At 38.8% G+C, this 12,434-nt stretch carries 6 protein-coding genes; 1 reads left to right on the top strand and 5 read right to left on the bottom strand.

The features are described 5' to 3' along the window. Positions 1-8: 8 nt before the first annotated feature. The 5 genes from ACDG22_RS05270 to ACDG22_RS05250 form a co-directional block, all read right to left on the bottom strand. Entirely contained in the window at positions 9-1,541 is a 1,533-nt protein-coding gene (locus ACDG22_RS05270; protein WP_270230431.1) for a pectate lyase family protein, read from the bottom strand. A 138-nt stretch (positions 1,542-1,679) separates the two neighbouring features. Continuing rightward, positions 1,680-3,320 carry a DUF5123 domain-containing protein gene (locus ACDG22_RS05265; protein WP_370858803.1) on the bottom strand — a complete coding sequence of 547 codons (1,641 nt, stop codon included), beginning with the start codon at positions 3,318-3,320 and terminating at the stop codon, positions 1,680-1,682. Positions 3,321-3,347: 27 nt separating this feature from the next. Then, positions 3,348-5,303, bottom strand: coding sequence for a RagB/SusD family nutrient uptake outer membrane protein (locus tag ACDG22_RS05260; protein ID WP_177593320.1), 1,956 nt, complete (start codon positions 5,301-5,303; stop codon positions 3,348-3,350). A 20-nt stretch (positions 5,304-5,323) separates the two neighbouring features. Beyond that, positions 5,324-8,572: a SusC/RagA family TonB-linked outer membrane protein gene (locus tag ACDG22_RS05255; protein WP_177593318.1), complete on the bottom strand. Its 3,249-nt coding sequence runs from the start codon at positions 8,570-8,572 to the stop codon at positions 5,324-5,326. A 105-nt stretch (positions 8,573-8,677) separates the two neighbouring features. Then, positions 8,678-10,777: a pectinesterase family protein gene (locus ACDG22_RS05250; RefSeq protein WP_270230432.1), complete on the bottom strand. Its 2,100-nt coding sequence runs from the start codon at positions 10,775-10,777 to the stop codon at positions 8,678-8,680. 261 nt (positions 10,778-11,038) lie between these two features. On the opposite strand from ACDG22_RS05250, the gene ACDG22_RS05245 reads away from it, so the two are divergent. Next, complete coding sequence (locus ACDG22_RS05245) at positions 11,039-12,424, top strand: PTS galactitol transporter subunit IIC (protein ID WP_007567001.1); 1,386 nt, start codon at positions 11,039-11,041, stop codon at positions 12,422-12,424. The last annotated feature ends 10 nt before the right edge of the window (positions 12,425-12,434 follow it).

Genomic DNA, 12,434 nt, shown 5'->3' with positions numbered 1-12,434 from the left:
AACACATTCTATTTTAAAGTTGGATATAAACCTTCAACCAAACTATTTATATAAATCTCCAGATTTGTATAATCCTTACTTAAGTTATATTTTACTGCATCTGATTTATCTGCCGGATTCAATCCGTTCTGTTCTTCCCAGATATCAGGCATACCATCTCCATCGGAATCTACTTCGGAAGAATGTACCTCAACGTATTCATCCCATCCTTCAGCATCTTTCTGCGTATCAATAAAACCATAGCTACTACCATTAGATCCCTCTCGTGAATAAGTACCAGTACGGGGTTCATTTACAATACGTGTATCCACGAGATCTCGTTTGTTAGATACACCGGCATACTTCAGGACATCTTCATATGCATCTTGAGCCGACTGCATAAAAGAATAATCAGAAAGGATATCGAAACGCTTTGCAACCAGCATATTTTGAGCTGAAATCTCATTATTCTTCACGACAAAAGCTGTAGATGAAGTATTGTCAGAATTTGCCGCTTCTGCTTCGGCTAACTGACTTTCCGACAAATCGCTCCGTGTATCCATATAGTTGCCCGACAAATAAAACTTACCATATACGCCTGCAGCCTGATTGTTAGCGCCATCGTCAACATAAGCAGTGAAGAAGCGGCAATGTACTTTCTTGGATGCAGCTATCGGACCTGGTTTATAGTAGTTATTCATTATATTATAGGAACCACCTTGTGCCCCATAAGCCCCCTCACTCGACCAGTTATAAATAACATTGTTGCATAGATCGACTTGCTCCACATCTGCCCGATTGGAATAACGGCTGCCACACAAACGTGGAGTACGATTACTGTGATGAGCCAATAAATTATGATGGAATGTTGCAGGACTGCCTCCCCACAAACCGCCATATCCGTGGCCTCCCTTTACATGAATAGAGTTAGTCAAACTTTCGCTGACAATACACCATTGCATTGTCATATTTGTATTTCCATAGAATGAAGCACATTCGTCTGTACTCCAACTCATAGAGCAGTGGTCGATAATGATATTTTTCTTTCCAGGATACGACGACTGATACCCATTCATCGAATCATCTTCCGTTTTACATTCATCTCCCATACGACAACGGATAAAACGAATGATAACATTGTTAGCATTGACACGCAGTGTATAATTCTTCAAACAAATTCCTGCTCCTGGAGCTGTCTGACCGGCAATAGTTATATCATCATTCTTTATAACCAACTGTTTGGTCAGAGCTATAACTCCTCCCACGGCAAACACAACCGTACGCTTTCCGGATTTCTCAATAGCCCAACGTAATGTTCCTTCAGAACCATCATCTTTGAGGGAAGTAACCACATAAACAGTACCTTCAGCTCCCCCCGTCGTGAACTTTCCAGCTCCTTCAGCTCCGGGAAAGGCCGGAATTGTTGTCCGATCGGGAGCAGGATAAACAGGTAAAGACTCTTCTGGTATTTTATCATCGTTCGCTTGTGGCTCAGTCTGTTCTGAACAGGCAGATATTCCCAAGATTGCTAACATGGTATTTATCAGCCACAATTTTTTCATGGATTCAACAGTATTCATCTTTCTATAGTAGATTTTCAGGTTCTAAATATCAAACTAAATAAAACACAAGTCCACATACAGAGGAATCCCCTGTCTATGGACTTGTCTATTAACTATTTTACATTCTCAAAGTGAGTTTTATTCATTCCAACGTGGATCACCAGCACCAGCAACACTGCTTTGGCTAGCCGACTGTATATGGAAATCACCTTCTGCAGGATTTACAAATAATTCTGTTGAAGATACACTCAGAATTTCTCCCCACTCATATCCACTGTTATACGAGCAATCGGTAGTTGTAAAGAGGTTGGTTGTAGTAGCAATGCCTTTCACACTAGTTGCCTTAATGGTTGATTCTGCTGTATAACTATACAACTGACCAATAATTGTATTCTTTACATCAACAGTTACATTCGACATTTTATTTATATCAATAAATGATTTGCCAGTAGCAACGCAATTATAGAATGTACAAGCATCAATAGAGATATGAACATTATTCTGCTGAGTAACCAATACTCCACCAGCACTAAGCGTATTCACTGTAGAGTTAGACAAACTTACTGAGTTAAGAGTAAATCCAGAAACTTTTGTCTGCAATACACCATACGAACCAATATCTGTCAATACACAGTTATCAATATTAATAGAACCTATAGACCCCTTTGCTCCGTCGCTCTGAACGCGAACTACACCACGAGTCTTACTAATATTACAATTATCGATTAATATCTCACCAACAGTACCTTCTACATTAAAGTTCACAATATAATCATTTGCACTGCTTGTATTCTGCAAGTCAAGATTATAGAAGCGAATCAAATCATGGCTACCTGCCATAGAAAGTCCTTTAGGCATAAAGACTGGTTTTGTATCACCTGATTCACCCCAGAAAATAACAGATTTGAAATCAGCAGGGATAGTCAGTTCCATACTTTCACCCATATAATCTGTTGTAGAGCCATTAGCAAATACCAATACGACATTACCTCCATTATCCTGTATGTAATTGGCTGGATTTGCAAATATATCATTCAACATATCCGCATCAGAAACATTTACAATATCATAGCCAGCTGGATATGATTCGGTAGTAGTAAAGGTTCTTGTACCACGTTTTACGTCACCATTATAAATAGATACAGAATATTTTGTTTTAGGAGTTAGTCCTGTAAGAATATATGACGAAGCAGCTACTGCAGCAGCATCCAGTTCGATATATGTTGTATCTACCTCTTCGACATCATCTTTTGCTTCAGCCAACTTCAGTGAAGTAACCTCAGCACCTTCAGTCCAAGAAAGTACAGCACTTTCACCTGTAATAGAAGCAACCTCATTCAAAATCTGTTCAGCACTTGTTTTAAAAGAATATTTTTCCAAATAAGTCCATTTTGAATCAGCCTTTACCGAAGACATTGATTTCATTCGTAGAAAATACTTTGTTTCACCTTGTAAGCCAGTAATAATATAAGGAGTTTCAACGATAGATTTATCTTTACCTAAAACAACAGAATGCTGCGTACCACCAATCTCTATTTCATCATACAAAGAATCTGTACTATATTCTATTACATAATATTCTGCATCGGGAACCGTTCCCCACGAAATCTCAGCAGATGTCGGTTGTGCAGAAATAGAAATTTTTGAAGCAGTCACACTGAACAAACGATCATGAGCGCTGTCTACATCCCAATCATTACCATCAGTACATGCAGTTCCGATGATAGAGGCCAGGAGCATAAAAGCTCCAGAACCTATGATATATTTAAACATCTTCATATCTTTATGTCTATTTTATTATTTAAATTAATCTGAATATCCATAAGAGTTATGGATATAACCATTTGCAGCCGAAATAGTAGTAGAACCAACAGGCAATAAATAACGGTTCTTAACCTGTACATTATCTCCAACTAAGCCACTTGAGATAGAAGGCCAGTTAGTTTGTAATTGTGTCTGCTTAGAGTCTTCTCTTTCAGCGCCATAGAATGACTTATTATCATCATAGTCAGATGATTCTTTTCCTTCTGGCAAACCATACCAAGTAACACTCGACATATCAATTTTAGTTTTGGTTTCATCTGTATAGTTGAAATAAACCTTTTCCGGATAATAATTAGGATTAGATTCATTCATCAGTTCATCATAATAAGTATCCTTAAATTCCTGAATCTTTTCAGCCAACAGATTCCAACGAATCAAATCAAATTTACGGAATCCTTCTCCAGCCAATTCCCATGCATTTTCATCAACAATAGCATCAAACATTGCTTCTTTAGTAGCTGGTATAGCTTCAATATATTTCTCAGCATCAGCCTTGTCTGCATCAGCAAAAGCACGTGTATGTACCATAGCTAATGCCTGACGAGCAGTCAATCCTGCTGATCCTTCATAATCACCATCAGGACCGGCCAACTCATTCATAACTTCAGCGTACCACAACAAAACCTGAGGATAACGTGCCTTCACTACATTAATACCAGACATCCACTTAGCATTTCCTGTAGCAATAGCAGCCTGACGCCATTCTTCATTCATCTTACGTACATCCCATTTTCCAACATAAATTCCAAATGGCGCATTGCCCAACATCGATTCTTTCGTTACGCCATTTTCTGCACCTAACTGTACCTGTGCACAAGTTATATCACGGCGCAAGTCTTTCTTATCGAATGAATAAAAGAATGGAGCTGTCAATTTCATCTTACCAGATGAATTACCTTTTACACCATATTCGGTTGTAGCACCGTTAACACGTACACCAACGGTATATCCTAACTCACTGCTAACACCAAGTCCCATCGGCATCTCAAATATATTCTCATGGTAGTTCTTATCCAGTTCACGCTGGTTAATCAAATACCATTGATTTTCTACAGACGGATTCAATTTATGAGTACCATTAGTTATAATAGCACTTAAATGTGACAGAGCCAGTTCATAAAGTTTGGTACGAGTTGCAGCATCCGGACGCTGAGTAGGATAAGTAGGATCAGTATAGTCTGCAGTTTCATATCCGTCCTTTGCTTGTTCACGAATCACCCATCCAGCACGAGTCATTGCAATATTCGCCAACAAAGCATGTGCATATCCCTTTGTCGCATGCTCTGTAGTATAACCCGATACCTCATCTGCCCAAGGCAGTAACTCTACAGCATTCTTTAAATCGACCATTAAAGTATCCAAAATAACATCGCGGTCTGTCTTATGCAAATAAGCATTACTTAAATCAGCCTGTGAAGGTTCTAACTTCAGTGGCACATCACCAAAGAAACGAACCAAATCAAAATAAATCATGGCACGCAGAGCTAAAGTTTCTCCTTTATAGCGTTCCATTGTTTTCTGTTCTGATCCACCAGAAGTAAGCAATGAACTAGAGTTAATACCCTCCAATGTTAAGTTTGCATCTTCTATAATACCATACATAGCATCCCAAAGTTTTGCTAAGTTACCCCAAGACGGGCTGGCATTATAGTTCATATTACCACGCTCACTGGTTGTATTGTCGGCATCAGCACCCAAACCATCAACTAATTCACAATCTGAGTTTAACCCCCAAATAATAGGAATATACTGTGAATAAGTCTGATCTTGTGCCAATCCACCATAAATTTTATTCACACGCAATCCTGTATAATAAGTAGAATTATATACAGTGTTGTCATTTAGTTCGGAAGGAGCTGTCTGTTCCAGAAAATCAGAACAAGAACTCATACCAGCAACTCCCGCAGCTAAAGCTAATAACTTAATTATATTTTTCATAAATAATATCATATTAGAATTTAGAATGTTACATTAATACCGGCTACAAATGAACGGCTCTTCGGATAAGCTGCATAATCAATACCCGGAGTCATTGCATTCTTTTTACTGCTTGTATCTACTTCTGGGTCTGGACCTGAATAGCTAGTCAAACAATAAAGATTATAACCTGTTACATAAATACGCACATTCTGCATAAAAGCTTTCTTAACCCAAGCCTTCGGGAATGTATATCCGATAGTAATATTATTGACTCTCAAGAAAGAGGCATCTTCTACTGCATAATCATTCAAATACATTGCTGTTACAGCAGCAGGATTATAAATATTAGCTCCTGTATTGAGAGCATTCAATCGTGCAATCAATCCTTCGGCACCACCATAGTAATCAACTGTTGAACTACTTGGCTTACCCAAATTCAGACCAGTTTCAGGATCAATCCAAGTATAGCGGTTATCCAAAGCAAAATCATTAACCAAGTTATATCCCTTTGCAGAACCTGCACAGAATGAATTAGCTAATTTAGTACCGTTCACAATCTGATTTCCGACAGAATAGTTAAAGAAAATATTGAAATCAAAGTTTCCAATAAATCCATCAAAACCAAATCCACCTGTTAACGGAGCAACTGTATTTCCCAATTTCTGTTTAATAGGATTACCGTTTTCATCACATTCATATTTCAACTGTCCAGGATAAGGCTTACCACCGGCCATAGAATAGCTATTATCTTTAATGCCTTCACGCAATTCCCATGAAGTACCATTCAAAACCAATTCACCATTTGGATTTGTCACCGGATCGTATGCTGTATAGAAACCGTTTGTTTTATATCCCCAGATCTCACCTAAGCGACCACCCTCTTCTACACGATAGTCTTCATATTTTGCAATAGTACTACCCGACCAGTTACTGCTCTGCCATGGATTTTCTGTACTCAGTTCATCAATGCGGTTACGGTTATAAGAAATATTAAAGTTGAAGTTCAATCCCCACTTTGCCTTATCAGCCAATACAGCATTTAATGTCAATTCAACACCTTTATTAGAAGTTTTACCAAAGTTCTGATACTGGTAGCTATAACCGGTATTCGACGGAATCTCTGTTTTCATCAACAAATCTTTTGTTGTATTCCAATAAAAATCCAACGATCCAGATAAGCGGTTATTGAAGAAACCATAGTCGAAACCGATGTTACGAGTAATAGTTGTTTCCCATTTCAAGTTTGGATTATACAGGTTAGAACCATGTTCCAGCATAGCTCCACGAGTTTCATCAAAGAAAGGAGCTTTACCTGTATTACCAGCCATTGTATAAGTAGTATACATTAAGCCAGAACTGATACGGTTATTACCGGCTGTACCATAGCTTAAACGAACTTTCAGGTTAGATAACCAGTCCTGAGTGCCTTTCATGAATGCTTCATCAGACAAACGCCATGCCAAAGCAGCAGAAGGGAATACTCCCCACTGATTACCTTTTGCAAACTTACTAGAACCATCGGCACGTACCGTTACCGTTAACAGATATTTATCCATTAAAGTATAGTTTACTCGTCCAAAGAAAGACAACATATTATCTTTAGCCGAAATTGTTGTCTGAGTAGGCAAAGCTGTACCAGCTCCCATGTTAGCCAAGACTTCGTCGATAGTCATAGTGCCAGGAAATGCAACAGAAGTATTCTCGAGTGATGTTTCCTGGCTGCTGCTTACTTCATGTCCCAGCAATACATTCAGTTTATCACGTCCGTCAAACAATTTCTTATTATCATAAGTCAAGGTATTAGCATTACGCCAATTTTTAGTGATATCACGAGTCAAAACAGACTGTGGTTGTCCATTATAACCCAATTTAGAATTCTGAACAGCATCACTAGCCCAAACCTGATCTGTATTATCATACTTCCAGCCATAACCAAATTCAGAACGGAATGTCCAGTTCTTGAATGGTTTCCAGTTTAATCCAACATTATAATTTTGATTAAATGTATTTCTCTTTTTATAAGTTGCAAGCAAACGTTCTAACGGATTCTTCTGAGAAGACGTATTATTTTCTTCATCATCACTGTTTGAAGCCAAAGGATCAACAGGGCGGAAACGAGCTGCATTCGCAACAATTGAGTTAGCTGCACTCGATTCATTTGTATCTGCACCACCACTCAAACCATCTACAGTAGTGTAGCTCATACGAGCATTAAAGTCCAATGTCATCCACTGACTCAATTCTGCATTAATTTTAGCATTAATGTTATTCTTATTGAAGCCAGAGCCCAACATGATACTCTTTTCATCATTATGAGCGTAGCTTACATTATATTTTACCTGCTTGCTACCACCGCTTACATTCACATTATACTGAGCCTGATTTCCGGTACGTCCGAAAATATCATCCTGATAATCGTATCCTTCAACTGACTTCCAGATATCCATATCAGAATAGTTTCCATAATCAGTAGAACCTAATTCATGCTGATAAGCAACATAATCATAAGGACTAAGTACTTTTGTCAACTTTGTAACTTTCTTAAGACCAAAAGAAGCACCAAAATCAACTTGGGTTTTGCCTTCTGTTCCACTCTTAGTAGTTACAATAATAACACCATTAGCACCACGAGCACCATAAATTGCTGTAGAAGACGCATCCTTTAAAACATCGATACTTTGAATTTCAGATGGAGCAATATCACTAATACTTGAAACAGGGAATCCATCAACAATATATAAAGGAGAGTTATCCTGAGACAAAGAACCACCACCACGAACACGAATCTTCACATCTGCATCAGGTGAACCTTCGGTTGTTGTAATGTTTACACCTGCCAATTTACCAGTCAAAGCTTCAGTTGCACTAGAAACAGGAACAGCAGCGATATCTTCAGCACTGACAGAGGCAACAGAACCTGTCAAATCGCGCTTGTTAACCGTACCATAACCGATAACTACAACTTCTTCCAATGTTTCTGTATCTTCTTCCAAGATTACATTCAGTTGTTTTTGTCCTTCATACTTTACTTCCTTGTTCTTAAAACCAATGTAAGTAAAAGCAATGACATCAGACTTTTTCACTCCGCTAAGTGAGAAATCACCATCTATACCAGTTATAGTACCATTAGTAGTACCTTTCACTACAACGTTGACACCAATCATTGGTTCACCGTTTTTGTCCTTTACAATACCTTGTACCTGCAATCCCTGAGCAAAAGATGCAAGACAAAGCATGCTCATGATGAGCAAAGAAACAACGTTCCTTATTCTCTGTTGATAATACATAAAAAATGCGTTTAAAGATAATATTAAAAATTAGTTTGCAAATATCTCTTTAACACACATTTTTTATGTATAAATTTTGATTTTAAAAACGTAAAAATTGTTCTATTAGTACAAATCCCATGTATTCGAGAAAGTATAGAACTCAGATTTCACCAGCATCTTAACATCTTTATCAGATAATTGCCGTGCCCAACTTACACGCTGGCTTATATCAGCTCCTTCTCCCGTGTTCTTATACTCTGCATAACGAGCTGTCTTTTCGTTTTTAGGATTTCTCCAATTATCCCAACCAGCTTTTACTATATGCTTTCCTAATTCACAATTCATAAATAAAGTATAAGCGTACGGGCGCCATGGTCTTCCTAAATAAACTTTATCAACTCCCTCTTCTGCTGTTAACTTACAGTTATTAAAGATATATCCATACTTGATATTTTCAGGAGTCGATGCAGCTGTAACATAAGAATTTGCCTTACTGTGTATCGTACAATTCTCAAACCATGCAGTTGACGGTCCAAATATGAAATCGGTCGTTCCTTCGATATAACAATCTTCAAAATAAAGTCGAGTACCTGCAACTCCTGTATAGACAGTATCCTGATTACCCAAGAAACGGCAGTTAATAAAACGCAGACAATCTCCTTCTGTATGTAAAGCTACAGCCTGACCTAATTTAGGCGCATTGTTTTCTATCGTTATATTCCGAAAAGTTATATGGTTTCCTTCTACTTTGACTGTATATGTACGGAAGGTACCCATATTATTCATATTGGCATGATCTGCATTAGTTATAATCGTATTTTGCACATCCTCTCCTATGATTTCAACATTTTGCAGCCATGAAGGAATAATCAATTTTTCTTTATACGTACCCTTTTTTACATATATCTTTACATCAAAATCCATAAAAGCACGAACACTCTCCAAAGCCTCTGCTATCGTAGAATAATCGCCTGTCTTATCTTGGGCAACAACCAGCTCCCTAGGCTCAGCGAAACGTCGTTTTTCCTTAGGCAATCCTTCCCATTCCAAGCTGGCCAAAATAAAAGGTCCCACAGCTTTCGGGTCATTATCACGTACAAGTTCATTTATATAATAAGAATAATCTCCCATTCTGTAATTCTTTCCCCCTAATCCAGCAACAGCACATGCCTTTGTGATGGAAACAAGACCATTCTCATCAACTTTTATAAACTCATTCAAAATACCCTCATAGCCTTTACGGGCTACAGCAAAATATGATGAAGGTATATATCCCTTACGAACGGCCTTAAACAGAGAATAAACGAACATGCTGGAGCATGAAGACTCCAGATAGTTTCCAGATTCTCCACTTTTATCCATAACCTGATACCACAAACCTTCCGGACTCTGATACTTTTTCAGAGTCTTTGCTATCTGATTCAAAATAACCAATACAGAATCACGTCCCGGCTCATGCAAAGGTATAAAATCAAGATTATCAACTATAGCCATTGTATACCACCCTAAAGCACGTCCCCAGCAATGTTGTGACTGACCGGTTGTTTTATCTGCCCATTTTTCTCGCTTGCTTACATCACATGCATGACGGAACAGTCCATTTGACGGATCATAGGTGTGACGTGCAACAATCTTTATCTGATTTATCACTTCCTGATAGGCATGCGGATCATTATTTCTATAAGCATATTCAGCAAGAAACGGCGTCCCCATATAAAGCCCATCCAGCCACATTTGATTAGGATAAACTTTTTTATGCCAAAAACCGCCATCTTCATTACGAGGCTGACCATCAAACTGCAGTCTCAACAGATTTAAAGCCTTTTTATATTTTTCATCCTTAGTCTGCTCATAAATCCGGAAAAGCATTTTCCCCGAATTTATACGGTCTAAGCTATAATCTGTCAACTTATATTTCTTTATCGTCCCATCCTCATTTACCATTGTATCTGCATACGCCAGCGCATAATCATAAAATTTCGAATCGCCATATCGATCATACACATCCATCATAGCCCCCAATTCTAATCCATGGCAATAATCCCATTTTAAAGAAGGCTGAAAATCTACTTGCCAAGATTCTGGATTACGTACCATTTCCGATTCGGCCATTCGTACAGACCAAGGTTTCTGTTTTTTTGGAAAATCTTCTGTAGTCTGAGCCATACTTGTAATACAAAGCATAGCTCCCAAACACCCTAATAAAATACTTCTGTTTTTCATGATTCGATAATTACTTTTATAAATACAAATATAGCCAAAAGCACGAATCCGTATGTGGATTTTCTGTGCTTAAAGGTAGATTTATTATTCACATCCTTACAATAATCGTGTACGATAACGGGAAATATTTGTTTATTTCAATAAAGTTTTGAATTAAATCATATTTCCGTTGCAAATTAAAAGAAAAGAACGTATTTTTGGTGCAATTTAAATTTATAATTAAACCTAATATCACGATTCACAGAAAGACAAAAGCAAATTATGGAACAAGTTTTTAGCTATATCATCGGTCTGGGAGCAGCGGTGATGATGCCTATTATTTTTACTATTTTGGGAGTATGCATCGGAATTAAATTCGGAAAGGCGTTAAAGAGCGGACTCCTTGTGGGAGTGGGATTCGTAGGGCTGTCTGTCGTGACGGCATTGCTCACAAGCAGTCTGGGAGATCCCCTGAAAAAAGTAACCGAAATCTACGGACTGAGCCTTGGCATTTTCGACATGGGATGGCCGGCTGCCGCATCGGTCGCATACAATACATCTGTGGGAGCTTTCATCATTCCCGTATGTCTGGCCGTAAACATCGTTATGCTTCTGACCAAAACTACAAAGACAGTAAACATCGACCTGTGGAACTACTGGCACTTTGCCTTCATCGGAGCTGTTGTATATTTTGCGTCAGACAATATATGGTGGGGATTCTTCGCTGCAATCATATGCTATATCATTACCCTGATCATGGCAGACCTGACAAGTAAACAGTTTCAGACATATTATGAAAAAATGGACGGAATATCCATTCCCCAACCTTTCTGTCAGGGTTTTGTTCCGTTTGCCGTAGTGATAAACAAGGCTCTCGACAAAATCCCGGGATTCGAAAAACTGAACATTGATGCGGAAGGCATGAAAAAGAAATTCGGTATCATGGGCGAACCGCTATTCTTGGGAGTCATTGTAGGATGTGGTATCGGAGCACTTGCATGTGAAAACACTCAGGAACTTGTAAACAATATCCCTTCCATTCTGGGACTCGGTATCAAGATGGGAGCTGTAATGGAACTTATTCCACGTATCACTTCGCTGTTCATTGAGGGATTACGTCCTATTTCGGATGCAACCCGTGAGCTCATTGCACGCAAGTTCAAGAATGCGGCAGGGCTGAACATCGGTATGAGTCCGGCACTGGTTATCGGACATCCTACTACACTGGTAGTCTCACTGCTGCTGATTCCGGTAACACTGTTCCTTTCTGTTGTCCTGCCGGGTAACCAGTTCCTTCCGCTGGCATCACTTGCAGGTATGTTCTATCTGTTCCCTGCTGTCCTGCCTGTTACAAAAGGCAACGTACTGAAAACCTTCATTATCGGACTGGTTGCACTGATTGTGGGACTTTACTTTGTAACCGATCTTGCGCCGTTCTTTACACAGGCTGCTCAGGATGTCTTTGCCAAGACCGGAGATTCGGCAGTGAAAATACCCGAAGGATTCCAGGGAGGAGCACTCGACTTCGCTTCAAGCTTGTTCTCATGGATCATTTTCCATCTGGTATATAACTTTAAAATCGTCGGTTCAGCTGTTCTGGTAATCTGTACACTGGCACTTGCCATTTTCAACAGAAGACGGATTATTAAGGAAAGCCGACAGGGATAAGTCAAAAGAA

It is taken from the genome of Phocaeicola coprocola (assembly GCF_041333015.1).
Classification (GTDB): Bacteria; Bacteroidota; Bacteroidia; order Bacteroidales; family Bacteroidaceae; genus Phocaeicola; species Phocaeicola coprocola.
This window is presented reverse-complemented; position numbering and strand designations above follow the sequence as displayed.

Coding starts and splice junctions, on each gene's coding strand:
- ACDG22_RS05260 (WP_177593320.1), bottom strand. CDS start 5,303: ATGAAAAATATAATTAAGTTATTAGCTTTAGCTGCGGGAGTTGCTGGT.
- ACDG22_RS05270 (WP_270230431.1), bottom strand. CDS start 1,541: ATGAAAAAATTGTGGCTGATAAATACCATGTTAGCAATCTTGGGAATA.
- ACDG22_RS05265 (WP_370858803.1), bottom strand. CDS start 3,320: ATGAAGATGTTTAAATATATCATAGGTTCTGGAGCTTTTATGCTCCTG.
- ACDG22_RS05245 (WP_007567001.1), top strand. CDS start 11,039: ATGGAACAAGTTTTTAGCTATATCATCGGTCTGGGAGCAGCGGTGATG.
- ACDG22_RS05255 (WP_177593318.1), bottom strand. CDS start 8,572: ATGTATTATCAACAGAGAATAAGGAACGTTGTTTCTTTGCTCATCATG.
- ACDG22_RS05250 (WP_270230432.1), bottom strand. CDS start 10,777: ATGAAAAACAGAAGTATTTTATTAGGGTGTTTGGGAGCTATGCTTTGT.